The organism is Pseudomonas sp. TE21435 (genome assembly GCF_056279265.1).
Map to the genome: position 1 here is coordinate 2,964,644 of NZ_JBWBQZ010000001.1, position 26,281 is coordinate 2,990,924.

Genomic DNA, 26,281 nt, shown 5'->3' on the forward strand with positions numbered 1-26,281 from the left:
ACCACCGCTCCCTTTTCCTACAGTTAGGATCGGCTCATTCCCCGCAGCATAGTGGCGTTGAGCCACATAAATGCCATCACTGACATTCTTAGAATTCCCGCAGCTGATTTCACGATTTCGTACATCACTTGCGAGGTTTTCATGCAAAATCCTGTCTCCAAGACCAGACCCGACCCCCTGCGCTGGGCTGTCTTCCTTGCCCTGCTGGGCAGCACCCAGGTTCAGGCGCAAGGCGCCCTGACACCGACACCGGGCCCTGGCGGCACCCCGATCATCGACAACAGCCATGGCGTCCCGGTCATCGACATCGTCGCGCCCAATGCCAGCGGCCTGTCACACAACCAGTTCCTCGACTACAACGTCGGCAAGCCAGGCCTGGTGCTGAACAATGCCCTGCAGGCCGGGCAGTCGCAGCTGGCCGGCCAGTTGGGCGCCAACTCGCAATTCCAGGGCCACGCCGCCTCGACCATCCTCAACGAGGTAGTCGGCCAGAACGCCTCGCGGATCGAAGGGGCTCAGGAGATCTTCGGCCAGAAAGCCGATTACCTGCTCGCCAACCCCAACGGCATCACACTCAATGGCGGCAGCTTCATCAATACCACCCGCGCCGGCTTCCTGGTCGGCAAGGCGGACATTCACGACGGGCAGATCAGACACCTCGACAGCCGTGACGCCAGCGGCACGCTGAATGTGCTGGGCCGCGGCCAGAGCAACGGCGCAGGCGCCCTGGACCTCATCGCGCCGCGTATCGACACCACTGGGCACCTGTTCGCCAAAGGGCAGCTGAACATGACCATCGGCCACAACCTTGTCGACGCCAGCAGTCGCGAGGTGCTCGAACAGCTCCCCGCCGCCACCTCCATCGATGCCAACCTGCTTGGCGCCATGCAGGCCGGGCGCATCCGCATCGTCAGCACCGCCGAAGGCGCCGGTGTGCAGGTCGGCGACAAGGAGCTGCGCGCAGATCGCGACTTGATCATCCACTCCGCGGGCGACCTTAAAGTACAGGGCAATGACAAACGCCAGGCCAGCCTCGTAAGCAAGACCGGCAAGCTGGACCTGAAAACCGATGGCGACCTGCAGCTTACCCATGCTCATGGCAAGGCCAGGCAGATCGAGGTACACGCCGGTAAAAAACTGACCCTGGATACCGCCACCCGCGAAAAGGTGACGGACGATCCGGTCAACTGGTCGAAGCAATGGCTGTTCATCCCCACCGAAAGCCATAACGGCAAGACCACGCAAACCAGTCGCCAGCAACTGAGTAGCCGCCTGGTGGCCGAGGACAGCCTGAACCTGTCGGCCGGCAGCGACCTGCACCTGACGGCCGCGCACCTGGAAGCGGACAACGCCCTGCAACTGCGCAGCGGTGGAAAGATGACGATCGACGCTGGCGTGGACACGCTCGATATCGCCGAGCAGTCCACCCACAGGCGCTACCTGGACCGCACCGATATCGACAGCCAGGCACACACCGAGCAGGTCAAGGCCAGCACCCTCAAGGGCAGCACTCTCATCGCCAGCGCCGGGGCCGACATGCAGATCTCCGGCGCCCGCCTCGAGGCGCGCAAGCAGGTCGAACTCGACGCCAAAGGCGCTCTGCAGATTGAAAGCGCCGTGGAAAATGACCATGCCCGGCTCACCACGGGCAAGCGTGCGTTCGTGGCCAGCGCCGGCAAGGACGCGCCGGACTCGCAGCAGTACACGGCCAAGTTCGGCTACGAAAAACTGCAGAGCGACGAGCAGACCACTGCGACACGCCAGGTCGCCAGCAGCATCAGCGCGGACTCCGTCTCGCTGCGCAGTGATCGTAAACTGACGCTCAGTGCTTCGAACGTGCAGGCAAGGAAAGACCTCATGCTGGCCGCCAGCGAAGTCGAATTGGCGGCAGCCCACGACACCCAGGCCAGGCATACCCTCGATACCCGTACAGCTGCCGCGCTGAGTGTCACCGGCGGTTCCGACCGTGTAGGCCTTGGCATCGACGGCTATCATGGCCCGGCCGCCGTGCTCGAACGCGAAACCACGACTCGACGAAGCCATCTGTCAGCAAGCGGCGATCTGCACATCGACACCGCGCAACTCACCACCACCGCTGCTCAGCTGAATGCGGGACGCACCTTGAAAGTGGACGCCGAGCGCATCGACAACCGTGCGGCAGCCGACACCAAGGTCCGTGAAACCACGCTCACCAAATGGGACGGCGGCCTGAGCGTCGGCATCGACTACAAGTACCTCAGCGATCACGTCAAGCACTTGTTCACTGGCAAGAAAGCCGAAGACGAAGCGGCCTCACCAAACGCTGGCGCTCAACTCTCGCTCCAGCACACCTCGCGCGTGCACAAGGACACCAACAGCACCGCGCAGGTCACGAACTTCGACGGTGGCAACATCTCCATTCGGGCCGATCAGCTCATGGATGAAGGTAGCGCCTACAAAGCCAGGGCTGGGAGCCTGCGCATCGAGGCTGGAGAACACCAGATGCTGGCCGCCCGGGATCAGAGCAGCAGCGAAATACGCAACACCACGGGTGGCGGCAGCCTGCGTGTGAGCACCACCACCGGAACGGATGTCAACGCAAGGCTTGAAGGTCATGGCGACTCCCTGAGCCAGCTGAAAAAGACCACGACAGCCCGCGTCGGCAGTTTGCAGGGCAGCCAGGGGGTCCAGGCAGAACTCGAACGTAGTAGTCACTATGAGGGTGCCCGCTTCGACGGCGGCAACGGCGCGGTCAGCCTGCGCAGTGGCGGCGACCTGACACTCGCAGCAGCCCATGATCACAACACTGAACACACCACCACGCTGGACGCCGGACTGGCGGTCAAGGCCGGCACCGGCCTGCTAGGCCCCAACGGCGGCCTGGACGGTAATCTCAAGCGCCACAGCCTGGAAACGCAGCACAGCCAGGCGCGGGTCGCACAAATCGATGGCAAAGGTGCCGTGGAACTGACCAGTGGCGGTGATATGCGCCTTGAAGGCACGCGCATCGGCAGCCGTGCGGGCACCGGCGACATTACCCTGCACAGCGAAGGCAGGCTGAGCGTGACAGCCGCCAGCGATACCCGCCAGAGTCTGGGCAAGACCTGGGGCGGCAAGCTGAATGTCGACGGCAGCACTACCGGTGGTGGCTTGGGTGGCAAAGGCACCTTCGGCTGGGTCAATGAGCAGGCCAGCACAGCCATTGGTGCGCAGTTCGACAGCAAGGGCTCGGTGCAGATTACCAGCTTCGCCCATGACGATACCGCGCTGCAGGTACAAGGGCTGCAAGCCAACGCCAAACGGATAGGCCTGGACGCCCGCAATGGTGGCCTGCTGGTCGAGGCAGCCAGCAACACCGAGCGCCACGACAACCTCGACGTTACCATTGGTGGCGGCCTGAAGGTCAATGCCATGGACATTGGGGGCATCAACGCCCAGGTCAAGGTCGGCCTGGATAAACGCGACAACACCACCTGGCATGACAGCAAGCTGCGCGCCGACCTGATCGACTTGCGCAGCCAGGGCGATACCCGCATCGAAGGCGCACAGCTTGAGGCGCAGGCAATCGAAGGCAAGATCGACGGCAACCTGCGGGTGGCCAGCCGTCAGGACCAGGTCGACAGCGTAAAGCTAGAGGTCGACGCCAGTCTCGCCCAGAAGCAACCGGCAGCATCCGAGACTGAAACCCCGGCCTCGCTGGCGAGCGTTTTCGAGGGCGGCAACATCACGGAAATCGCCGGGGCGCTGTGGAACAAAGTCACCGCGAAATTTACCCCGTCGGTCAAGATGGAATACGCCAAGCGCGACAACGACACCGTCAGCCAGCAGACGCTCCTGTCCGGCACGCAGGGCATCGATCTGCAGGTAGCTGGCGACACCCGCCTGGTCGGCGCCACGCTGCAGGCGGCCGATGGCCAGGTCGAACTCGGTGGCGGCGCGGTCGCCCGCGACAACCTGAGCGGTCGGGACTACGCCAAGGATGTGAAGGTCGACGTCGATTTGTCCACGGCTGGCCTTGCCAGTACCGCCTATTCGTACCTCTCGAACCTGATCACCGGCAGCACCGACAAGGCTGACGACCACAAGGCGTACAGCAACACCGGTCACGACCGCACTAGCGAGTATGTCTCGCAGATAAAGGAGAGCCGCCAGCGCTGACGCTTGCCAGGCAGCGGCCTGTGGGTCGCTGCGCCTCCCACACGGATTCTGCGGGAGCGGGCACACCCGTTCCCACAGGGGCATCGGACCGAACCCCATGAACGCACCGATCTTTTCCTCCCATACTTTCCGCCCATCAAGCGCAGGCATACGCCACATCGCCACTGTCCTGCTGGCTTGCCTCATCATGACGCTATCGGCCAACGCCATCGCCACGGTCGACCCGGCCAGCCAGCAGTTGCGGGATCAGCAACAAGCCGTGCGGCAACTGGAACAGCAGCAGCGGCTCGAACGCTGGCAGCGCAGGCAACCTGCCAACGCCACTGAAGACAGCGATACTGCAATGCTCGACCCCGACCAGCACTGCTGGGCGATCAGTGGGGTACGCCTGGCCGGCAACCGCATGCTCGATACCCGGCAACTGCAGCCGATCGTGCGTGCGCTGTCGTCCACTTGCATGGGGGTCGCCGAAATTGACCAGCTACTCAAACAACTGACCCGGCACTACGTGCAAGCCGGATATCCCACCAGCCGCCCCTATGTGGCCCGCGCCCCTGAGCACGGCGCCCCGCTGGACATCGTCATCGTCGAAGGCTTCATCGAATCGATCGAACTGGCTGGCGCCGACCTGCCGCTGTCGCTGCAAGGCGCATTTCCGGGCATGCTCGGCCTTCCCCTGCACCTGCCGGATCTCGAGCAAGGCCTGGACCAACTCAACCGGCTGCGTGCCTATGACCTGCAAATGGCCTTGCTGCCGGGCGAGATGCAAGGCGGAACCCGCGTCGTGCTCGAACCCCGGCGCGTCGCTTCACGCGCCCACCTGGACGCCCTGCTCGACAACCGCGGCGGGGAACTGACCGGCCGCCACCGTCTCAACCTGGGGCTTGGCCTGGACAGCCCGCTGGGCCTGAACGACGACCTGCGCCTGTCGCTAAGTTCGGTGGTGTTCGACGCGCCTGGCCAAAGCGAAGGCGTCAGCCTGTACTACAGCATTCCCCATGGCCGCTGGACCTTCACCCTGAATGCCAGCCAGATGCGCTACCGAGCGCCGATCCCAAACACCCGCTACGCCAGCAGTGGCCGCAGCGAGTTCTACGGCGTCGGCGCCGAGCGCGTGCTGTGGCGCAACCAGCAAGGCATGCTCAGCGCCAGCGCCCGGCTGGACCGCAAGCAATTGCTCAACCGCTTCGGCCCCGCCGTACTGGCGCTGCAGAGCCCGACCCTGGCCACCCTCGAAGCTGGCCTGAACCTGCTGTGGCTCGAAGGTGGACTGTGGAACGCTTACCTGGGCGTAAGCCAAGGGGTACGCTGGTTCGGCGCCGACCGACCGTTCGCCCACAAGCAGGCGCCACGTCCGGACTTCACCAAGTACCGCGCCAACTTGCTGCACCTGCGCCAGGGCCAGGCTCAATGGCCCTGGCGCTGGCAAAGCGAACTGGCCCTGCAATACAGCGCCCATGTGCTGCCCGCCGTCGAGCAACTGCAATTGAGCGATCACTCGGCCGTGCGCGGATTCCGCAAGCACAATGTCGCGGGCGCCAGCGCCGGGGCATGGCGCAACACCCTCAGCCAGCCGCTACCCCTGCCGGTACCGTTACGCCCGTCCTTCGGCGTGGACCTGGGCTGGGCCCGCTATGCGCGCACCAGCCCGTCGCAGCGCCTGGTCGGTGCCTCGGCAGGGGTCGAACTGAACCTGCCGCACAGCACGTTGCGCCTGGACTACCAACGCGCACTGCACGCCAGCGATCGCCCGCGCAAATCACTGGAGCAAGGCTTCTGGGTCGCGCAATGGTCCCTCGCGCTCTGACCGGCATGTGGGCTACCACCTGAGCCGGCGCTGCCCGACCGTGTCCTCGGGCCCCAGCCATTGCACGCCGCGCAGCACGGGCGTCAAACCGGCATCGGCCTGCAACACGAAATCGACCTGCGCTTGCCGGGCCGCCAGGTCGGCCTCCAGGCTCATCTGGTGCTGGCCGTGGCGAACCAGGCCAGCGCTCAACCGCCAGCCCTGACGGCAGTCCATCGCCAGCGAGCCCTGTCCCAGCACCAGCGACCAGGGCGCGCTCAAAGCCAGGTCGGCGACGGTGATGCTGCCTGCGGCGGCCCGACAATGTTGCCCCGAGCCTTGCAGCTTGATACTGCCCTGCCATTGCCCGGCCAGGCGATAGTCACCGCCGACGCTTGGCTGTGCGCCCAATGCCTGGAGGTCCGCCTGCCAACGCCACGGCCAACCACTCAGGCGGCCTTGCCAGCCCTGCTCCTGGAAGCCCAGGCGCACCTGCAGGTCGCGCTGCCATGGACGCCATGTCCATTGCACGGGTCCCACCGGTCCCAGCCGGGCAAACTGCCCTTGCCACAGGCTGCCGTTCACTCCCTCCGCCGGCAACCCGAACCCCGCCACCAGCCAGCGCGCCGGCAGTTCGAACACCAGGGTCAGACAGAACACCAAGCCCAGCCAAAGGTACGCCCGCCGCCTCATGGTCGAAGCCGCACGGTGAAACGCAGCCCCTCGGCATCTCGCTCCAGCCCCCATTGCAACGGCTGCGCGCCTTCATCGCGCAGGGCCTGCAACCAGCCCTGCAGGGCTTGGGCATCGGCCACCTTGCCGCGCAGCAGCCAGCCTTCGTCCTCGGACTGCACCTCGACTAACTCGATGTGCCGGGCCTGGGCCGATGGGTGCAACGCTTCAAGGGTCAGCGCAGGCTGGCGTGGCTGTGCCGCCAGCGATTCGGCCAATGCCTGCCATTGCCGCTGTTCCTGCCAGAAGGCCACGCCCTCGCGCAGCGCCAGCAACCCCAGCAACAGCGCGACGACGGCCCAGGCCAGCGATAGCCGATGCTGTCGCACCCATTCACGGCTCATGCGGCGCTCCCCAGGTCGAACACCACGCGGCGCGCCTCGTCTTCTACCTGGACCTGCACGCCGGCTGCCGTGGCCATTTCCTGCCAGGGTGCCACTGCACCCTCTCCGACCAACTCAAGGTGCCAACGCTGGCCATCGAAGCGCACCACTTGCAGACGCCAGCCGGGATGATCGTTCAACCATCCATGGACTTGCGTCTGCAATGCCTCGAGCTGGCGCAGGCACACCTGGCTTTCACGCGCCTCGTCCTGCAGTTGCGTCAACACCCGCGCCGCCTGGCGAGGCGTCGGCTGGACGCCGGTAACGGCCTGCACCTGGGCGCGATAGAGCTGGGCCTGGCGCCAATGTTGCGCGCTCCACAACCCGCCCCACGCCAACATCAACGCCAGGCAGGCAATTGCCAGGCGCGCCTGCCCCTTTGCCAGGCGCAGAACTTGGCGTGGCCGGCGGGCCTCGAACAAGCCGGGCAAGCCATCGAGCGGGGCCAGCACACCGGGCCAGTCGCCGTCGACGCACTCGACCTCGCCAGGCAGCCAGGCAAGCGCGGGCGGCGTGCCAAGCCCCTGCGGCCAGGCCAGCCAGTGGGCCTGGCCCTTGTACAGGCTCATCGCTCCTCGTCGCCAGTGCCAAGCCGCTTCTGCCGCACAGTCTGGCAGCAGCTGGAACTCAGCCCAGCAACGTTCCACGGTCAGCCCCCAGCTGGCGCACTGCCCCCGCCATTCCTTGAGCCTGCCCCGTGCCACCACCAGCAGACGCAACTGCCCTGCGTGGCGCCCGATACAGGCACACAGCACGTCATCGTCGCCTTGCAGCAAGCGGTCCTCGAGCAGCAAAGGCCATTCCTCGCGTTTCAGCCCAGGCGGAGCGGGCAGCAGGAAATGACTGCAATGTTCACCAGGGACGATCAGGGCAACCCGCGCCCCGAGCCCGGCCGGTGGCTCGCCCCGGCCTTGGCGCAACGGGCAGCCTTGGGTGACCAGCAGCCACTCCCAGACCTCGCCGGGGCGCAGCAGCAACCAGGGTTGTGCCGGCGCCCGCCGGCGCCATTCAAGCTTCATGCGCGCCCCCAAGGCAGAACGAAGGTACAGGTATAAGGTGCTCCATCACGCACTAGCTCCACGCGCACGCCCCTACCGGGGTGCGCCGGTTGATCGGAAGGCCAGGCCAGCCAACGGCCGGTCTGGTGGTAGAGAACATTCATCGCGCTGACCCGCTCCAGCCGTTCGCGTAGCACCCAAACCGGGGCCGCGGCGGCGTACAGGTCGGCCGAGGTTTCCAGCAGCAGCCGTTGTTCACGCGGCTCGAAGCGCAGGCGCTGGCGCTGCAGGCGCGATCCCCCTTCGGCCTGCGGCCAGGCGGCGGCGGCCACCCACAGCAGTTGCTGACGGTCGGGCTGCCAGTCGAGCCAGCGCGCCGCCAACGGCAAACGCTGCTCGTACAGGCGGCGCAGCACCGGGCTGTCGAAACGCCGCTCCAGGGCCAGGCAAAAATCCACTACGCCGGTTTCGCTCACCTGTTCATCGAGCCGCTCGCGAACCTTCAGCCAGCCGTTGACCAGCGCCGACAGCATCACCCCGAGCAAGGCCGTGAGGGCCAGGGCCACCAGCAGTTCGATCAGGGTCATGCCCACCTGGCGCCGTTTCATGGCCGCTCCAGAAACACAGTGAACTGCCCCAGCGGCAGGCGCTGGTCACGATCGGCATGCAACAGCAGTTCGCCACGGCGCAGGTCGCGCACACCGGTGCGGCGCAGTTGCAACTGCCAATGACAGGCCTGCCCGCCCTCCACCAGCACACCGTTGTCCTGGTTGGTCACCGGCCAATACTGCTCGACCACGAAGCGTGCCTGCAGCTCACGGGCGCACAGCAGGCCCAGGCGATGCTGCTGCACGGTGTCCTGCACCGCCAGGCGCTGGCGCAGGACCTGGCTGGTGATCACCGCCAGGACGGCGGCGATGCCCAGGGCCACGCTCACCTCCAACAGGGTGAAGCCGCGTTGCCGGCGCTTCATGGCATCGCGCTCACGCGCAATTGCCCGCCGCGGTCCCAGTCCCAGCGCTGACCGCCCTCGGCCCAGCGCCAGCGCACAGTGCCCGGACGTGACCAGCCATCGGGGGTAAACAGCAGCGCTGGCGCCTGGCTGGCTGGCCAGTCCGGGCGCAGGCCTTTGGGCCAATCGCCGAGCGCCACGGTTTCCACCTGCCAGTGCTCGCCTTGCCGACGGACGAACTCGGGGCGTTGACCGTTCCAGCGCAGCCCGCGCAACTGCCCGGCGTGGCGCGCCAGGTCGGCCTGGGCCACGGTGGCGGCGGCCAGGCGATCGAGCGCCTGGTCGATGCTGCTTCTGCCGCTGTCGAGCCAGGCCACGAGGCTGGTCATCAAGGCGGCAATGGCAAGCACCACCAGCAGTTCGAGCAGGCTGAAACCACGCTGGAGGGGGTGGGCCATAGGCTTGATCAACTTAAAGCGCCCAGTTGCCCAGGTCGGCATCCAGCCCTTCGCCGCCCGGCACGCCATCGGCGCCCAGCGAATACACATCAACCCGGCCATGCTCGCCGGGCATGCGGTACTGGTACGGGGTGCCCCACGGGTCTTCCGGCAGGCGGCGGATATAGCCGTCACTGCGCCAACTGCGCGGCAGCGGCTCCTGGGTCGGCTTCTTCGCCAGCGCCGCCAGGCCCTGTTCGGTGCTGGGGAAGCGCAGGTTATCCAGGCGATACATGTCCAGCGCCTGCTCCAAGGTCGCGAGGTCGGCCATGACTTTCTGCTTCATGGCCTTGTCCTGGTTGCCCAGCACGCTGGGCGCGACCACGGCGATCAGCAGGCCGATGATGAAGATCACCACCATGATTTCCATCAGCGTGAAGCCCCGCTGGCGGTTACGTCGTTGCGGCATCGAAGTTCTCCTTGTCACAGTTGCAATCCCTGGTTGAGCTGCATGATCGGCAGCAGCACCGCCAGCACGATGAACAGCACCACGGCGCCCATTACCAGGATCATCAGCGGTTCGAACAGCGCCATGGCGGTGTCCACCTGGCGGGCGAAGCCGCGCTCCTGGTCATCGGCCACCCGTTCGAGCATGTCGGCCAGGGTGCCGCTGGCCTCGCCGCTGCCGACCATGTTCACCAGCAGCGGCGGAAATTCCCCGGCGTTATCCAGCGCCCGATGCAGGCTGGTGCCGCCCTGCACCTGCTGGCGTACCTGCTCCATGGCTGCGCGGATGCGCCGGTTGCCGACTGTCTCGGTGGCCACCTGCAGGGCTTCGAGCAGGGCCACGCCGCTGCCGCAGAGGATCGCCAGGCTGCGTGCCAGGCGCGCGCTCTCCAGCACTTGCAGCAGCACACCCATACGCGGCAGGCGCAGCAGCAGGTCGTCGCGGCGCAGGCACCAGTGCGGCTTGCGCAGCAGCCAGCCGCCCAACAGCGCGGCCAGGATCGCCAGTGCCAGCAGATAGGGGCCGGCCTGCACCAGCCCCTGGCTCAAGCCGATCAGTAGCGACGTGATGAACGGCAGGCTCTGCCCGGAGTGGGCGAACTGCTCGGTGAGCTTGGGCACCACGAAGGTCATCAGGCCGACCACCACGGCCAGTGACACGCCCATCAGCACCGCCGGGTAGATCAGCGCGGTGCGTGCCTTGTGGCGCTGGCGCTGGACCTGTTCGAGATGGTCGGCCAGACGGCTCAGCACCTGGCCAAGACGCCCGGAGCGCTCGCCGGCCTCGACCAGCGCGCAATACAAGCCGGTGAACGGCGCGCCCTGTCGCGCCAGGCTACGCGCCAGCCCCAGGCCCTCGGCGAGGGAGCCGCGCAAGGCCACCAGCACCGCGTGCAAGGCCGGCTGGCGTAGCTGCCGCTCCAGTGTGGCAAGGGCATCGACCAGGGGGATGCCAGCGCCAACCAAGGTCGCCAGTTGGCGGGTCAGCTCGCACAGTTGGCCACGGGTCAGGCGCTGACGACCGGGCTGTGCGCTATCGTGGCGTTGCAAGTGCCGGGCGAACAGGCCCTGCTCGCGCAGCAATTGCCGCGCATGGCGCTCGCTGTCGGCCTGCACGCTGGCCTTGTGCGCCTTGCCGGCAAGATCCACGGCCTGGTAGCGATAGGTCGGCATGGCTAGCCCTGCACCACGCGCAGCACTTCGGCCAGGCTGGTCTCGCCACGGGCCAGGCAATCGCGGGCCTCAGCCACCAGGCTCTGCCGGCGGCCATCCAGGTAGGCCTGCATGGCCAGTTCGCTCTCGCCGTCGTAGAGCAAGGCAACCAGCCCGGCGTCCAACTCGATGAACTCATACAGCCCCAGACGGCCGACATAGCCGCTGCCCTGACAGTGCTCGCAGCCGACCGGGTGAAAGCTTTCGCGCAAGCTGCCCAACTCCGGCCACAGTTCACGCTCGGCGCTTTGCAGCGGCTGCGCCACCGCGCAGGTGCACAGGCGCCGCACCAGGCGCTGGGCCAGCACGCCACGCAGGCACGAGGCAATCAGGAACGGCTCGATGCCCATGTCGCGCAGGCGGGTCACCGCACCGACGGCACTGTTGGTGTGCAGGGTCGACAGCACCAGATGCCCGGTGAGGCTGGCCTGCACGGCGATCTGCGCGGTCTCCTGGTCGCGGATCTCGCCCAGCATGATCACGTCCGGGTCCTGGCGCAGGATGGCGCGCAAGCCACTGGCGAAGGTCAGCCCGGCACGCGGGTTGATGGCGGTCTGGCCGATGCCGGCGATGGCGTATTCCACCGGGTCCTCGACGGTGAGGATATTGCGGCTGCCGTCATTCAGGCTGTTGAGGCTGGCGTACAGCGTGGTGGTCTTGCCCGAGCCGGTGGGGCCGGTGGACAGCACAATGCCATTGGGCCGTGCCAGGCAACCACGCAAGCCGCGCAGCACGGCGGCAGGCATGCCCAGGTTGTCCAGCGCCAGCAAGCTGGCCTGCTTGTCGAGCACGCGCATCACCACCCGCTCGCCATGGATACCGGGCAAGGTCGAGACCCGCACATCCACCTCGCGCCCGGCGGCGCGCAGAGTGATGCGGCCATCCTGGGGCTGGCGCTTCTCGGCGATATCGAGCCGCGCCATGACCTTGATCCGCGACACCAGCATCGCCGACAACGCCCGTGGCGGGCGCAGCACCTCGCGCAGGTGGCCGTCGATGCGCAGGCGCACCACCAGGCTCTGCTCGAAGGTCTCGATATGGATATCCGAAGCGCGCAGGCGCAGCGCCTGGCCGAACAGGCCGTTGATCAGGCGGATCACCGGTGCTTCGTCATCGCTTTCCAGCAGGTCCTCGATGCGCGGCATCTCGCTCATCAGGCTGTCCAGGTCGACTTGCTCGCCGATGCCTTCGATCAAGGCCTGGTTCGCCGCCTCGCCAGCCTGGTAAAGCTGGCCGAGGCGCTCGTCGAAGCTCGCACTGTCGAGCTGCTCGACGCCCACCGGCTGGCCATGCACGCGCAGCAGTTCCTGCAATTGGTCACTGTCGGCGTCGCCGCGCAGCCACAACTGCCAGCCGTTTTCAGCCGGCGCCATTGCCACCCCGCTCTGCCGTGCCAGGCGATAGGGCAGCATCACCAGTCACCGCCTTCCAGACGTGCCCGGCTGGCGGGGAACACTTGCAGCAACGGCAGGCCCTCGGCCAGCGCCGGCAGCTTGAGCGGAGTGTTTTGCTGAAGGCTCTGGTACTTCTGCTGGCTCAGTCCGGCCAGGCTCTCGCCATCGCGCAGGATGCGCGGGCGAATGAACACCATCAGGTTCTGCTTGGTGTTCTTGCTGGCGTCGGAGCGGAACAGCCGGCCCAGGTAGGGAATATCGCCGAGCAGCGGCACGCGCTGGTTGCTGGTGGCCATTTCGTCGCTGATCAGCCCGCCGAGGATCACCAGGCCGTTGTCCTCGACCATGACCTTGGTCTTGATCTCGCGCTTGTTGGTGATCACGTCACTGGCGGCGCTGGAGTCGGCGATCGACGACACCTCCTGGACGATGTCCAGGCGCACGCTGTCGTCGATGCTGATCTGCGGCTTGATGCGCAGCTTCACCCCGACTTCCTTGCGCTCGATGGTCTGGTAGGGGTTGGCGTTGTTCTGGGTGACGGAACCGGTGACGAACGGCACCTCCTGGCCCACCAGGATCGACGCCTCGGCATTGTCCAGGGTCAGCAGGGTCGGCGTGGACAGCAGGTTGAAACCGCTCTTGCCCTTGAGTGCGTTGACCAGCATGGCGAAGTTGAAGCCACCACCGATATGGCCGATGCCGGCGGTGGCGCCGGTGGTGGCCGAAAGCAGCTTGCCGAGTTTCTCGTTGTCGCCGCTGCTGGCGGCCCCGGCGATGCTGGCGATGTTCACCCCGTTGCCGCCGAAATTGACGATGCCGGCGCCGAACTTCTCGTCGGCGAACAGCCACTGCACGCCCAGTTCCTGGGCGCTGCTGTCGGAGACCTCGGCGATGATCGCCTCGACCACCACCTGCGCCCGGCGAATGTCCAACTTCTCGACGATACTGCGGTAGGCGGCCAGTTCGCTGTCCGGGCCGACCATCACCACGGCGTTGGTGCCCTCCTCGTACTCCAGGCGAATGCCCGAGTCGCTGGCCGCCGGCACCGGCGCATCCTTGCCCTCGCCTTCCGCCGCCGGCACCGTGCCAGCCTGGCTCAGGCCGCGCAGCACCTTGACCACTTCGGCGGCATTGGCGTGGCGCAGATAGATGACCTGGGTGTTGCTGCTGCGCAGACTGTCGCTGGGCCGGTCGAGCTGCACCAGCAGCGCCCGCACCCGCTCCCGGCTGTCGGCGCTGCCACGCACCAGCAGCGCATTGCTGCGCGGGTCGGCAACCACCTGGGCGCTGTCGGCGCCCTGCTCGCGGGCCAGCAGGCGGGTCACCAGGCCAGCGGTGTCGGCAGCGCTGGCATGCTTGAGCGGCATCACCTGCAACGGCTCGTCGCTGACCTGGTCGAGCTGGCGCAGCAGGCTGTCGATGCGCTCCAGGTTACTGCGCCAGTCGGTGACCACCAGCAGGTTGGCCGCCGGATACGGGGTGATCACCCCGACCCGTGGGTCGATCAGCGGCTTGAGAATGCCGAGCATCTGCTCACTGGCGGCGTTGCGCACATTGAACACGCGGGTCGCCACGCCGTCGCTGCCTTCGGCCTTCTTGCCCGCGGTTTCCACCGGCACCGGCTCCAGGCGCGCGGCCTGGTCGGGCACGATCTTCACGCTGCCGTTGGGCAGGTCCACGGCGGCGAAGCCCTGGGCGCGCAGTTGGGCAAGGAAGATGTCGTAGATAGCGTCGGCGTCGTGGCGATCGACCGTGCGCACGGTGACCTTGCCCTGCACCCGGGGGTCGACGATGAAGGTGGTGCCGGTGATGCGCGACACGCTGTCGATGAACTCTCCGAGCTCGGTATCGACGAAGTTCACCTCGTACAGCGGCGTGCCGTCGTCGGCGAAGACTTCCGCCTCTTCGGCCCGGGCCAGGGACATGCCGAGCATCAGCAGCCCGGCCAGACAGTACCTTGCGATCATCATTCATCCTTGGCGCTTGAAGCCGGTCACGGCGGGGCGTGGTGGCCAGGGCAGGCGCTCGCGCCGCCCGTTGTTGTCGAAGATCAGGCCATCGGCGTCGATGTCCTGCAGCACGATGCCCGGCGCCAGGCGCTGGCCACGGCCGAGGGTGCGCACCTGTTGGCCATGGCGCAGTACCACCACGCTGGCCGACAGCGGCTGGGCCTTGAGCCCGCCCAGGTAGGCCAGGGGCAGGCGGGTGAGCGGGATGCGCCCGTCATCGACAGGCGTCTGCCAGTGCTCGGCCAACAAGCCTGGCAACGGTGCCGGCGCCGGTGCCGGCGCATTGGCCGGTTGCGGCTGGCGGCTGAGCAGCAGCACGCACTGCGCCGCCAGCCAGCCGGTGAGGGTCAGCAACGCGAAGCTGAAAAGACGCGAGATCACGCGGCCACCTGGTGCGGGTGCCAGCCAGGATGGCCCTGCACGTAGCGCACAGCCGGCAGTTGCAAGGGAGCCAGGGCCCAGCCCGGCGCCTGGCGGGTCAGCCAGGCTTCGAGGGTCTGCCACAAGGGCGCGCCGGCCTGGGCATCGAAGTGCAGGCCAAAGGTGCGGCACAGGCCCTCGACGGGTTGCAGGCCGATGATGCGCTTGCCGTTAGGGCTGTAGCTGACCTGCCAGTCCTGGCTCTGCCAGCGCGGCAGGTCCTGGCTGTTGTCCAGCAGCAACGGGTCGCCGAACAGCTGCTCGGCGGCGTTCTCCAGCACCTGCTCGACCTGGCGCGCCGGGGCCTCGACCACCGGTGCGGCGTAACCACCGGTCAGGCTTATGAGGTGCTCACGGGTGATCGACTCGCCCGCTGTCAGCGGGTAGTCGTAGCGCAGGCCGGGCAGCAGCACCGGCATGCTCGAATCATCGGCCAGGGCATGGTGCAACAGGCGGTCCCAGCTGCCGCCACGGGTATCGCGGCGCCACAATGCTTCAGGGGCACGCGCCAGCGGCTGGTCAAGCCAGGCGGCATGACCGCTGCGCTGGCGTTGCAGTTCGCTGCGCAATTGGCTGGCACGGGCCAGGGCCTGCGGTGCGAGGCTGTGCTCGAAGGCCGGGAAGAACCGCGCCTCGAACTGCCATTGGCCGCCTGCCTGGCGGCAGCGCAGGCGAAACGCGCCACTGGCCCGGCAACCGGCGAACAGCACCGGTACCCGGCGGCCGCTGGCTTGGGTGGCCAGCACCGGCGCCGGCCACAGGTCCTGGCCACGGGCACACAGCAGCACATCCACCTCGGGTATGCGCTCGGCCAACCACAAGCCCGGGCCGGTGCCGACATCCGCCAGCGCCACCACCAGGTCGGCCTCGCGCCGGGCTTGCTGGAAGCTCGGTTGCAAGGATTGGTACCACTGTTTCAGGGAGGCTTTCTGGTCCTGGGCGTAGGGGTCGGTGACGCCGACCACTGCGATGCGCACACCGCCACGCTGGAACACCTGCAGCCCCTTGACGCCCAGCGCCTTGCCCTGGGCATCGGCCAGCCCGGCGCCGAGGGTAATCGAGGAGGACTGCCGATAGAGCCCGGCACTGCGCTGCGGCCACAGCACACGCTCATCACTGCTGACCCGCGCTTCGCTGCCCAGCAGTTGGCTGCCCTGCACACCGCTTTCGCCCTGGGTGAGGTAGGCCAGGCCGCTGCCGTTCCAGCATTGGCCGTTCTCCAGGGTCAGGCACTGTTCGCTACCGGCCTCGCGCCGCAGCTGTTCGAGCAGCGCGGCCAATACTGCATAACCTCCAGTATGGGCCTGGCCGGCAAGGCCAGCATCGAGCAACGGCGCCAGCGCCGGCTGCCCGGCGCTGGCATTCGGCCCGCTCATCCAGGGTGCACGGCCCAGGTGGCTGACCGGGCCCAGGCGTGTGGCCGGCACAACGGCCTGGCCCGGTTGGCGGGCGTCGAGGGTGTCGGCGACATACAACAGGTCCAGCGCCCGATCGGCCCCGCCACGCGGCAGGGGCAAAGCCGAGCAGGCGCCGAGCAACGGTGCCAGGGCACCGACACCCATCCAGCTGATCACTTCGCGCCTGCTCGCCATCGACTCCGCCATCCCTGTTCACGTAGGGCTCCGGATATTGCGGCGCTTGCGTGACAGTTTGATGGCAGAAAACCGACGTTAATTCCAAAACAGCGCAGGTTAACGCTTTAGTAATAGCGGTGAGTTTTAAAGGCTCTTTAACAAATCTGACAATCAATCATCATACTTGCCCTCTACAGTCGCGGTTTCCTTCAACTCAGCCAAAAAAAGGACACCCTGATGAGTCGAGATACCGGCGATAACCTGGACCGCAACCAGAGCGGCAACCTGCCGATGGCCAGTGTCATGGACACTTACCTGAGCCGTCGCTCCGTGGTGCGCGGCAGCCTCGGCGCGGCCATCGCCATGATCGCCGGTGCCGGCCTGACCGGTTGCTTCGACAGCGGCGGCGGCTCGGATCACGACGATCCAGCGCCGCAGCCGGAGAAACCCAAACTCAAGCTGGGCTTCAACTCCATCGCCGGCTCGCGCACCGACGCCTGCGTGGTCGCCGCCGGCTACAGCGCCTACGTGCTGGCCCCTTGGGGCACGCCGCTGAACGCCACCGCCAACCCATGGAAGGCCGACGGTAGCAACACCTCCACCGACCAGGCCAACGCCATGGGCATGCACCACGACGGCATGCACTTCTTCCCCATCAACGGCAGCTCCAGCGATGGCCTGCTGGCGATCAACTTCGAATACATCGACACCGCCGCCCTGCACCCGACCGGCCCCACCACCGTTGCCGGCAAACGCCCGGTCGAAGAGGTGCGCAAGGAGATCAACGCCCACGGCGCCGGCGTGGTGCGCATCAGCAAGGTCGCCGGGCGCTGGCAGGTGGTCGACAACGACCCGCTCAACCGCCGCTTCACCACCGTCTCGCTGATGGATATCGCAGGCCCGATGCGCGGCACCGACCACGTCAAGACCAAGTTCTCGCCCACCGGCACCCAGTGCCGCGGCACCAACAACAACTGCGGCAACGGCTACACCCCGTGGGGCACCTACCTGACCTGCGAGGAGAACTGGCCCGGCATCTTCGTCAACAAGGGTGTGCGTCCGGCCGACCAGGTGCGTATCGGCGTCTCTTCGAGCAGCGGCCAGTACAAGTGGGAAACCGCGGCGGGTGATGCCAGCGAAGTGGCCGGCGAATTCGCCCGCTTCAACATCACCCCCAGCGGCGCCAGCGCCACCGACGACTTCCGCAACGAAGCCAGCACCTATGGCTACATTGTCGAGATCGACCCGTACACTAACAACACCCTGGCGGTGAAGCGCACCGCCCTGGGCCGCTTCCGCCACGAAGGCTGCTGCCCGGGCCTGCCGGTGGCCGGCAAGCCGCTGGTCTGGTACACCGGCGACGACTCCAACAACGAATACCTGTACAAGTTCGTCTCCGACGCGCTGTGGGACCCGGCCGACGCCAACCCGGCCGACCGCCTGGCCACCGGCGCCAAGTACATGGACAAGGGCAAGCTGTATGTCGCCCGCTTCGATGCCAACGGCACTGGCGCCTGGCTGCTGCTCGACGTGGCCACCCCGACCACCGCCGGCAGCACCCTGGGCGCGCAGTTCGGCGACCTGCCGGGCATCATCCTCAACACCCGTGGCGCTGCCGACGCCGTGGGCGCCACGCCCATGGACCGCCCCGAGTGGACCGCCGTCAACCCGCTCAACGGCGATGTCTACCTGACCCTGACCAACAACAGCGCGCGCACCGCGGCCAAGGTCGACGCGGCCAACCCGCGCGGGCCGAACCGCCACGGCCACATCATCCGCTGGCACGACAGCGACGACCACAAGACCTTCACCTGGGACATCTTCGTGTTCGGCGCCAACGCCGCCGGTGCGCCAGACATCAACCGCTCGGGCCTGACCGAACTGAACCAGTTCGCCAGCCCCGACGGCATGAGCTTCGATAGCCGCGGCGTACTGTGGTTCGAGACCGACAACGGCGAAGCCACCCTGACCAGCTACACCAACGACCAGGTGCTGGCAGTGATCCCCACCGACCTGGTGGACGCCAACGGCAAGCAGGTCCCGGTCAACGCCACCAACCAGGTGGACCTGCGCCGCTTCTTCGTCGGGCCGAATGGCTGCGAGGTGACGGGGATTGCCTTCACCCCGGACAACAAGACCATGTTCGTCAACATCCAGCACCCGGACAACTGGCCGAGCACCGACAAGGCCACCGACCTGACCCCGGCCGGTACCTCGGTACGGCCGCGGGCCTCGACGGTGGTGATCCAGCGTAATGATGGCGGGGAGATCGGTACGGCCTGATCGAGTCGACCCGCGTTCCCACGGTGACAAACGAAGAAGCCGCCCATGGGCGGCTTCTTTCGATTCGACTGAGGCTCAGTAGACCTCGAGGTTCCAGCCCACCGGTTCGACGGGCTCCCCCTTGAGGATCTTCTCGGCCCGCTCGGCCATTGCCTTGCACAACTCCTCGCCTGTCATCTCACGCTTCTTGGCAGTGTTGGCGGGCGTCGGTTTGCGAACCAGTGGTGTACGCAGCTCAATTCTCATATTCATGCTCCTTGTCGCAGGGCACGCCTTGCGCGCCAGCGTGGCCTGCCTCAGGCGAGGCTAGCATCTTGCCCAAATGGTAGCAGACTGGGTTCATCAACTGCACGAACAGGTCTGCACGGTCTGCATTCATCAGCATGTTCTCGGCATTTTTGCTGACGTTCAAGACCCCCATCAATGCGCCCTGATGATAAAGGGGCAGGCTGATCAGCGATTTCGCATGATCAAGCTTGCGGTAGTAATCCTTTACCTGTTGCTCGTATCTGGGATTGATTTCGCTGTTGGTGATTTTCTGATTGGCGAACCACAGTGCCATGGTTTCATTGATGTTCGGTACATAGCCAGGTTGGCCGGTCGCCGCCGCTCGCGCCGGCCCCGGGAGGTTTGGATGATGGAACGATGGGTCATAGCACGCCGTTCGAGTGAATGGCAGGCAGATCTGCTCGGCCGACGCATCGGGACGCCCGGGGCATGATGAGTTGACGGACAGACCGGTGTCCTGGATGAACAGGATGCCTGAACAGCGCTCGATCACCACGTCATAGGATTGGTTGTGCAGAAAGAACTCATACTGCAGCAACCAGTTCTGCAATGCGTATGAGTCCTGGCTGGCGAAAGTTTGCGCCTCATCACCCAAGGCCAGGTCGCGTACCGGGGTCAGGGCAATTTCGTCCCGATACAGGACCCTCATGATGTTCGCATGGTAAGTGACGAAACGGTTGGATGCCGAGACTCCATCCCACAGCCTGGTCAGGCTCAGGATGATCGACATGATGGTTCGAATGCGCTGCACGATCGTTTCCGGGCTGAGCGTGCAAGCCTCGTACTTGGTCAACTGACGCAACTCGCCGATGGTTCTCAGCGCATCCACATAGTCATTGATGAACTGCCGGGGCGGCAGATTGGTCAGACGCCCTTCCATCTCCCGGCGTTGACGCTCCAGGTCGGCTTCCTTGCGACGCGCGATATCCGTCAGACCCAACTCGCGCAACCACACCAGCAGAAGCGCAACCACTGTCAGGCAGAGCGCAATGATGGAGTGCGCGTAGGTTTCTGGCACAGGGAGCGATGTGTCATCGATCAGGTACTTGCACTGTTCGAGGATCGGTGTGCTGCAGATCGATACGAATCCCGCGCTGCCGACAGAGAACACTGCCAGCAGGATCGACCCGGCGGCAGACGCAAAGCACTTCGAGAGCCCTGTCCGGAATCGCCCGTCAATGGACACGCCGTCACTCAGGGCCTGGAGGGTTTTCTCGCCCCAACCGGGGCGGGTGGTGTTCGGCATGAGAGGTGAATACCCGGTAATACAAGTGGTCGGCGGGTAGCTTAGCCGCCCGCGTCACCGGCCATGCTGAACAGATCGCCTCATCCGACATTTCCTACGATACCTAGCGAATTTCCAACCATCAGTAACAAAGTCTCACCCGGCTACGGGCTCCCGCCCCCTGACCCGCACCTGCTGCGCCGGCACCCGCGCATGCCATTGCACCACGCCCAGCGCCTCGATCTGGAACTGGCTGCGCAGCGTGCGCCCCTCTTCCTCGAACGACAGCTGCAGGACGAAATGGCCGCTGTTGAGCAGCAACCCTTCGCTTAGCCGGGCGAAGGTCTCGTCATCCACCGCCCCCAGCGCCTGGCGCAAGGCCGCGGCATCGACATACCCGGCCGCCGGGCGGCCACTGATCACACGGCTGAGCATCGAACGGGAAAACCGTCCTTCGTACATCGCCTCCAGCAACGGCAGGTGTTCCAACCCCAGGGCATTGGCATTGAGCCGCCAGCCGCTGGTCGACGGCAGCGCGCAGAGCATTCGATAGCGGCCTTGCCGACCACTGTCCGGCTCCAGCAGCAGGTTCAGCTCACTGGTGTCGAGCATCGGCTGGTTGGCCGCCAGTCGCGGTGGTTGCTGGCGCTGGTACTGGGCGCTCTCGGCGCCCTGCAGGCGGGCATCGCTGTCGGCATCCAGCCAGTCGGCCAGGGCATCGACCAGCCGTTCGGCAGCCATGTCATCGCCCAACAGCTGGCGCAACTGGCGCTCGGCCCGTGGTCCATCCTCCCCCAGCAGGGCGTTGACGTTGAAGCAGCTGTGCTGGTCGATCACCCGCAACTGTGCCTTGCCGGCACCAAAATCATAGGCCAGCGGCTGCCCACGCAGGGCCTGCCAGAACAGCGGGCTGGCGCGCCAGGCCGGATCACGCAGGGCCTGGGAGGCGTAGGCCAGCCCCGCCTGCTCCATGGCCCGCACCTGCACCCGCTGGTGCAGCAGCCGCACCGCGTCCACCTGGCGCCGGCCATCCTCCACCAGCCAGGCCAGCCCCGCTGCGAGCATCGCCAGTACCACCAGCACCATCAGCAGTGCCGCGCCCTGTTGTCGCCTGCGCCCCATCCCTGTCTTCCCGTGGCCGCTGAAAAGCGCCAGTCAACACGCCAGTTGTTGCAGGCAGATGGCAGTCATGTGCCCGTCATCTGCGCAGGGCAGGATTGGCCTTCCTTTTTCTTTGACCTGACAGGAGTGGTCTTACATGGGTGGCATTGGAATCTGGCAATTGGTGATCGTGCTGTTGATCGTCTTCCTGCTGTTCGGCACCAAGCGTCTCAAGGGGCTGGGCGGTGATGTCGGCGAGGCGATCCAGGGCTTTCGCAAGTCCATGGGCGGCACTGCCGACAACACTGTCGAGCAACAGCCGCAGGTGCTGAACAATCAGCCGGTGCAGCAGACGCAAACGGATCGTCAGGCCTGATGTTCGAGATCGGCTTCACCGAACTGCTGTTGGTGGGCATCGTCGCGCTGCTGGTGCTCGGCCCCGAGCGCCTGCCGGTGGCGGCGCGGACCCTGGGCCGTGGGCTGGGCCAGGCCCGTCGGGCACTGAATGCGTTGAAGGCGCAGGTGGAACGGGAGATCGACATGCCCGCCCTGGATGCCGCGCCGTTGCAGCGCCTGGAGCAGGAGCTGCGCCAGGGCATCCAGCTCGACGCGACGCCGGCCAATGACCCGACACCAGTCGCCCATGCCAAGGAGAGCGCTTGATGTCCCTCGCTCTCGACCAGGCGACGCGCATGCCACTGACCGATCACCTGCGCGACCTGCGCAAGCGCCTGGTGCGCTGCCTGCTGGTGATCGCGCTGGTGTTCTGCGGGCTGTTCCCCTTTGCCCAGACGCTGTACACGCACATTTCCGAACCGCTGCGCCGTTACCTCCCCGAAGGCGCCAGCATGATCGCCACCAGCGTCACCTCGCCGTTTCTTGCGCCGTTCAAGCTGACGGCGATGTGCGCGCTGTTCGTCGCCATGCCGCTGCTGCTGCACCAGGCCTGGGGCTTCATCGCCCCGGGGCTGTACCGCCGCGAACGGCGCATCGCCCTGCCCCTGCTGGTGTCGAGCATCGTGCTGTTCTACGGCGGCATGGCGTTCGCGTTCTTCCTGGTGTTCCCGATGATGTTCGGTTTCTTCGCCAGCGTGACCCCGGACGGGGTGGCGATGATGACCGACATCGGCCTGTACCTGGACTTCATCCTGGCGCTGTTTTTGGCGTTCGGCCTGGCCTTCGAGATCCCGGTGGCGACCTTCATCGTAGTCTGGGCGGGGCTGACCGACGTGGCCACGCTGCGACGCAGCCGGCCTTATGTGATCGTCGGCTGCTTCGTGGTGGGGATGATCCTGACGCCGCCGGATGTGTTTTCCCAGACCATGCTGGCGGTGCCGATGTGGGTGCTGTTCGAGGTGGGATTGCTGGCGTGTGGGTTGGTGCGGCGGGCGGAGTAAAAGGCAGGAGCCATTACTTGGTCGGGTGGCAGCCGTACTCGGAGTGAGAACCGGTCACGAAGAAAACCGATCAGGCAAGGCCTGCCCACCTACGGCTGCCATGGCAGAGCAGCGATCTTCGTTATACGGACTCTCACGCCCGATTAAGGTGGCAGCCATGAACGGGGTGAGAATCCGGGGCACAAGAAACCCGGTCAGACCGAAGTCTGCCCGTGCACGGCTGCCATGAAGGGACTGCCGAAAAACCTGTACTCCAGGATTCTCACATCCTGGTCACCAAATCTGGCGACCAGGTGAAGTTATCCCTGGGGTCTTTCCCCGACAACGCAGCAGCTTCCGGCAAGCACGTAGGATAGTTCCCAAGCATTTCTGGCTGAAGCATTTGGTTTCAAGTTCGGAAATGTCCGACAGGAGATTGGGGGGACGGGGCGTTCATCGATAGGAGGGCTACGCCTGTGAGACCGAGCGCCAAATATCTATCGACATACATCCCCATCGACACACCAATCCAGACCAGTGGTATTGACCTGGTATTAAAGTGGTATTAATTTTCATCCCACAACAATACCGGACACCGCCCATGCGTCCTCTAACCGCCCTGCGCCCCGACGACACCAGCGCCACCCCGCTCTACCTGCAACTGGCACGCAACCTGGAGCAGGCCATCCACGCCGGCCAGTGGACCGCCGACCAGGCCCTGCCCTCGGAGCGCACCCTCAGCGAAACCCTGGACATCTCCCGGGTCACCGCGCGCAAGGCCCTGGAAGTCCTGCTCGAACAAGGCCTGATCCAGCGCATCCAGGGCTCCGGTACCTTCATCACGCCACGCCTCGAACAACCCCTGTCACGCCTGTCGAGCTTCAGCGAAATGCTGCGCATGAAAGGCTTCGTGCCCAGCTCGCAGTGGCTGGAGCGCAGCATCGGCACGCCGAGCAGCGACGAACTGATCCGCCTCGGCCTGTCGCCCACCGACCAGGTGGCCCACCTCAAGCGCCTGCGCAAGGCCGACGACATCGTCATGGCGGTGGAGGTCAGCACCCTGCCCGCCCGCCTGCTCGGCGACCCGCAGGCCATCGGCGATTCGCTGTACCAGCACCTCGACCAACTCGGCCGCCCGGTGGTCCGCGCCCTGCAACATATCCGCGCGATCAACGCCAGCGACGAACTGGCCGCCCAGGTGGGCATCGCCCCCGGCACCGCCATGCTGCTGATGACCCGCATCGGCTACCTCGACGACAACACCGCCATCGAGCTGACCGACACCTACTGCCGCAACGACTACTACGACTTCGTCGCCGAACTGCGACGCTGACCGGAGCCCCCATGGACATCGCCAACATCCTCACCCCCGACGGCTGGGTGCGCGGACAACTGCACCTCGAAAACGGCCGCATACAGGCCATCGAGGGCACGCCGTGCGACCCGCTGACCAACGACCTGCCCTACCTGTTGCCCGGTTTCATCGACCTGCATGTGCACGGCGGCGGTGGCAGCGACATCATGCAGGGCGGTGAGGCCTTCGCCACCATCGCCCGCACCCATCGGCGCTTCGGCACCACCTCGCTGCTGGCCACTACCATGACCGCACCACGCGAGGAACTGGCCCGCGTGCTGGGCGAACTGGGCGCGCACCTCAAGCAACCGCGCCAGGGCGCGCGCATTCTCGGCGTGCATCTGGAAGGCCCGTACATCAATCCCGGCAAGCTCGGCGCACAGCCGAACTTCGCCCACCAGGCGCTACTCGACGAGGTCGAGGAATACCTGGCCCTGGCACCGATCAAGGTCATCACCATCGCCCCGGAAATCGCCGGGCACCTGCCGCTGATCCAGGCCTTGAGCCAGCGCGGCATCCGCCTGCAGATCGGCCACACCCTGGGCAGCTACGAGGAAGGCGTGGCGGCGCTGGAAGCCGGCGCCAGCAGCTTCACCCACCTGTACAACGCCATGAGCCCGCTGCACCACCGCGAGCCGGGCATCGTCGGCGCGGCCCTGGCCCACGCCCGCTACGCCGAGCTGATCCCCGACCTGCTGCACGTGCACCCCGGGGCGATCAAGGTGGCCCTGCGCGCGATCCCGTGCCTGTACTGCGTCACCGACTCCACTGCCGCCGCCGGCATGCCCGACGGCGAATACCGCCTGGGCAGCCACACCGTGACCAAGTGCCTGGGCGGCGTGCGCCTGCCCGACGGCACCCTGGCCGGCAGCACCCTGACCATGGACCAGGCCCTGCGCAACCTGGTGAAGATCGGCCTGCCCCTGGCCGAGGCCTCCGCGCGCCTGTCCCGCCACCCCGCCGATTACCTCGGTATCGCCGACCGTGGCCGCCTGCAACCGGGCGCCTGGGCCGACGCGGTGCTGCTCGATCGCCAACTGAACCTGACCGCCGTGATGGTCGAAGGAGAAACCGCATGAGCTCAAGGATGCTCGAAGAAGCCCGCAGCTGCGCCGATGTCGTCGAACGACAGAACCAGACGCTGGACCCGCGCCTGGAAACCCTGAGCGAACAGCTGCGCCGGCTCGACCCGCAGGTGGCGCTGACCGTGGCCCGCGGCAGTTCGGATCACGCCGCCAGTTACTTCGCCTATGTCGCCATGCAGCAACTCGGCCTGCCAGTGGCCTCGCTGCCGATGTCGGTGGTGACCTTGCAGCAGGCGCCGCTGCGGGTGCGCGGCCAGGTGGCGCTGGGCTTCTCGCAGTCGGGGCAGAGCCCGGACCTGGTCGACAGCCTGCGTCGCCTGAACCAGTGCGGCGCGACCACCGTGTCGCTGGTCAATGCCGAGGGCTCGCCGCTGGAGCAGGCCTGCCAGCACCACCTGCCGCTGGGCGCCGGCCCCGAGCTGTCGGTGGCGGCGACCAAGAGCTTCGTCGCCACCCTGAGCGCCAGCGCCCGCCTGGTCGCCCATTGGGGCCAGGACCGCGCCCTGCTGGCAGCCGGCCTTGCCCTGCCCGCGCAATTGCGTGAAGCCGCCGCCCAGGACTGGAGCCCGGCCCTCGACACCTTGCGCGATGCCGAACGGCTGATGGTGATCGGCCGTGGCGCCGGCTTTGCCATCGCCCAGGAAGCGGCGCTCAAGCTCAAGGAAACCTCGGTGATCCAGGCCGAGGCCTTCAGCAGCGCCGAGGTGCGCCACGGCCCCATGGCGCTGATCGACGCCCAGTACCCGCTGCTGGTGTTCGCCCCGCGCGGCGTCGAGCAGGCCGGCCTGCTGCAACTGGCCGCCGACATGCGTCAGCGCGGCGCAAATGTGCTGCTGGCGGCGCCGGCCGATATCGCCGGGCGCGACCTCACCCTGAGCTGCGCCGAACACCCGGCCCTGGACCCGCTGCTGGCGATCCAGAGCTTCTACGTCATGGCCGCGGCCCTGGCCGAGGCCCGTGGCCTCGACCCCGACCAGCCGCGCCACCTGAGCAAAGTGACCTGCACGCAGTGAAGCCGCGAGGAACAG

General features: G+C 66.4%; 24 protein-coding genes. 9 read left to right on the forward strand and 15 right to left on the reverse strand.

Annotated features, from left to right (window positions below; genetic code table 11):
- The first annotated feature begins 141 nt into the window (after nt 1-141).
- Both ACZ9C1_RS13360 and ACZ9C1_RS13365 read left to right on the forward strand, forming a co-directional pair.
- A complete protein-coding gene (locus ACZ9C1_RS13360) occupies nt 142-4,137 on the forward strand; it encodes a hemagglutinin repeat-containing protein (RefSeq protein WP_476254055.1) in 3,996 nt (1,331 codons plus the stop codon).
- Between the two features lie 187 nt (nt 4,138-4,324).
- Nucleotides 4,325-5,944: a ShlB/FhaC/HecB family hemolysin secretion/activation protein gene (locus tag ACZ9C1_RS13365; protein WP_139669138.1), complete on the forward strand. Its 1,620-nt coding sequence runs from the start codon at nt 4,325-4,327 to the stop codon at nt 5,942-5,944.
- A 12-nt stretch (nt 5,945-5,956) separates the two neighbouring features.
- Here ACZ9C1_RS13365 and ACZ9C1_RS13370 read toward each other — a convergent pair whose 3' ends face one another.
- From ACZ9C1_RS13370 to ACZ9C1_RS13425, 12 genes are read right to left on the reverse strand one after another with little or no spacing between them, the layout of a single operon-like run.
- Nucleotides 5,957-6,583 carry a hypothetical protein gene (locus ACZ9C1_RS13370; RefSeq protein WP_457378880.1) on the reverse strand — a complete coding sequence of 209 codons (627 nt, stop codon included), beginning with the start codon at nt 6,581-6,583 and terminating at the stop codon, nt 5,957-5,959.
- 29 nt (nt 6,584-6,612) lie between these two features.
- A complete protein-coding gene (gene gspM, locus ACZ9C1_RS13375) occupies nt 6,613-6,999 on the reverse strand; it encodes a type II secretion system protein GspM (RefSeq protein ID WP_277501804.1) in 387 nt (128 codons plus the stop codon).
- The gene (locus ACZ9C1_RS13380) at nt 6,996-8,057 is read right to left on the reverse strand and encodes a GspL/Epsl periplasmic domain-containing protein (protein ID WP_476254056.1); all 1,062 of its coding nucleotides are present in this window, start codon (nt 8,055-8,057) and stop codon (nt 6,996-6,998) included. Before ACZ9C1_RS13380 ends, gspM begins: the two co-directional genes overlap by 4 nt.
- On the reverse strand, nt 8,054-8,644 hold the full coding sequence (locus tag ACZ9C1_RS13385; RefSeq protein WP_277501806.1) for a prepilin-type N-terminal cleavage/methylation domain-containing protein: 591 nt from the start codon (nt 8,642-8,644) through the stop codon (nt 8,054-8,056). The genes ACZ9C1_RS13380 and ACZ9C1_RS13385 overlap by 4 nt, the downstream gene beginning before the upstream one ends.
- On the reverse strand, nt 8,641-9,009 hold the full coding sequence (locus ACZ9C1_RS13390; protein WP_102682922.1) for a type II secretion system protein: 369 nt from the start codon (nt 9,007-9,009) through the stop codon (nt 8,641-8,643). The genes ACZ9C1_RS13385 and ACZ9C1_RS13390 overlap by 4 nt, the downstream gene beginning before the upstream one ends.
- Nucleotides 9,006-9,446, reverse strand: coding sequence for a type II secretion system minor pseudopilin GspH (gene gspH, locus ACZ9C1_RS13395; RefSeq protein WP_476254057.1), 441 nt, complete (start codon nt 9,444-9,446; stop codon nt 9,006-9,008). The genes ACZ9C1_RS13390 and gspH overlap by 4 nt, the downstream gene beginning before the upstream one ends.
- A gap of 13 nt (nt 9,447-9,459) precedes the next feature.
- Nucleotides 9,460-9,894, reverse strand: coding sequence for a type II secretion system major pseudopilin GspG (gene gspG, locus ACZ9C1_RS13400; RefSeq protein ID WP_110699795.1), 435 nt, complete (start codon nt 9,892-9,894; stop codon nt 9,460-9,462).
- Nucleotides 9,895-9,908: 14 nt separating this feature from the next.
- Nucleotides 9,909-11,105 carry a type II secretion system inner membrane protein GspF gene (gspF, locus tag ACZ9C1_RS13405; RefSeq protein ID WP_277501808.1) on the reverse strand — a complete coding sequence of 399 codons (1,197 nt, stop codon included), beginning with the start codon at nt 11,103-11,105 and terminating at the stop codon, nt 9,909-9,911.
- A 2-nt stretch (nt 11,106-11,107) separates the two neighbouring features.
- A complete protein-coding gene (locus tag ACZ9C1_RS13410) occupies nt 11,108-12,556 on the reverse strand; it encodes a GspE/PulE family protein (protein WP_457378883.1) in 1,449 nt (482 codons plus the stop codon).
- Nucleotides 12,556-14,505 carry a type II secretion system secretin GspD gene (gspD, locus tag ACZ9C1_RS13415; RefSeq protein WP_476254058.1) on the reverse strand — a complete coding sequence of 650 codons (1,950 nt, stop codon included), beginning with the start codon at nt 14,503-14,505 and terminating at the stop codon, nt 12,556-12,558. Before gspD ends, ACZ9C1_RS13410 begins: the two co-directional genes overlap by 1 nt.
- Before the next feature lie 3 nt (nt 14,506-14,508).
- The gene (locus ACZ9C1_RS13420; protein ID WP_476254059.1) at nt 14,509-14,928 is read right to left on the reverse strand and encodes a pilus assembly protein PilZ; all 420 of its coding nucleotides are present in this window, start codon (nt 14,926-14,928) and stop codon (nt 14,509-14,511) included.
- A complete protein-coding gene (locus ACZ9C1_RS13425; RefSeq protein WP_198754451.1) occupies nt 14,925-16,571 on the reverse strand; it encodes a bifunctional UDP-sugar hydrolase/5'-nucleotidase in 1,647 nt (548 codons plus the stop codon). The genes ACZ9C1_RS13420 and ACZ9C1_RS13425 overlap by 4 nt, the downstream gene beginning before the upstream one ends.
- 207 nt (nt 16,572-16,778) lie before the next feature.
- Here ACZ9C1_RS13425 and ACZ9C1_RS13430 point away from each other — a divergent pair, with 207 nt between their 5' ends.
- Nucleotides 16,779-18,824, forward strand: a complete 2,046-nt coding sequence (locus tag ACZ9C1_RS13430; protein WP_476254060.1) for a PhoX family protein — start codon at nt 16,779-16,781, stop codon at nt 18,822-18,824.
- A gap of 75 nt (nt 18,825-18,899) precedes the next feature.
- Here ACZ9C1_RS13430 and ACZ9C1_RS13435 read toward each other — a convergent pair whose 3' ends face one another.
- From ACZ9C1_RS13435 to gspK, 3 genes are all read right to left on the reverse strand, one after another.
- Entirely contained in the window at nt 18,900-19,070 is a 171-nt protein-coding gene (locus tag ACZ9C1_RS13435; protein WP_203650986.1) for a hypothetical protein, read from the reverse strand.
- Entirely contained in the window at nt 19,060-20,358 is a 1,299-nt protein-coding gene (locus ACZ9C1_RS13440; protein WP_457378875.1) for a hypothetical protein, read from the reverse strand. Before ACZ9C1_RS13440 ends, ACZ9C1_RS13435 begins: the two co-directional genes overlap by 11 nt.
- A gap of 135 nt (nt 20,359-20,493) precedes the next feature.
- Nucleotides 20,494-21,459: a type II secretion system minor pseudopilin GspK gene (gene gspK / locus ACZ9C1_RS13445; RefSeq protein WP_476254061.1), complete on the reverse strand. Its 966-nt coding sequence runs from the start codon at nt 21,457-21,459 to the stop codon at nt 20,494-20,496.
- Nucleotides 21,460-21,595: 136 nt separating this feature from the next.
- On the opposite strand from gspK, the gene tatA reads away from it, so the two are divergent.
- From tatA to ACZ9C1_RS13475, 6 genes are all read left to right on the forward strand, one after another.
- The gene (gene tatA, locus ACZ9C1_RS13450) at nt 21,596-21,814 is read left to right on the forward strand and encodes a twin-arginine translocase TatA/TatE family subunit (RefSeq protein WP_046854345.1); all 219 of its coding nucleotides are present in this window, start codon (nt 21,596-21,598) and stop codon (nt 21,812-21,814) included.
- Nucleotides 21,814-22,101, forward strand: coding sequence for a Sec-independent protein translocase protein TatB (gene tatB, locus ACZ9C1_RS13455; protein ID WP_046854344.1), 288 nt, complete (start codon nt 21,814-21,816; stop codon nt 22,099-22,101). Before tatA ends, tatB begins: the two co-directional genes overlap by 1 nt.
- Nucleotides 22,101-22,835 carry a twin-arginine translocase subunit TatC gene (gene tatC, locus ACZ9C1_RS13460; RefSeq protein ID WP_110699809.1) on the forward strand — a complete coding sequence of 245 codons (735 nt, stop codon included), beginning with the start codon at nt 22,101-22,103 and terminating at the stop codon, nt 22,833-22,835. Before tatB ends, tatC begins: the two co-directional genes overlap by 1 nt.
- A gap of 580 nt (nt 22,836-23,415) precedes the next feature.
- On the forward strand, nt 23,416-24,147 hold the full coding sequence (locus ACZ9C1_RS13465; RefSeq protein ID WP_038706720.1) for a GntR family transcriptional regulator: 732 nt from the start codon (nt 23,416-23,418) through the stop codon (nt 24,145-24,147).
- Between the two features lie 11 nt (nt 24,148-24,158).
- A complete protein-coding gene (gene nagA, locus ACZ9C1_RS13470; RefSeq protein WP_139669111.1) occupies nt 24,159-25,247 on the forward strand; it encodes an N-acetylglucosamine-6-phosphate deacetylase in 1,089 nt (362 codons plus the stop codon).
- Entirely contained in the window at nt 25,244-26,266 is a 1,023-nt protein-coding gene (locus ACZ9C1_RS13475; protein ID WP_457378871.1) for an SIS domain-containing protein, read from the forward strand. The genes nagA and ACZ9C1_RS13475 overlap by 4 nt, the downstream gene beginning before the upstream one ends.
- Nucleotides 26,267-26,281 lie beyond the last annotated feature (15 nt).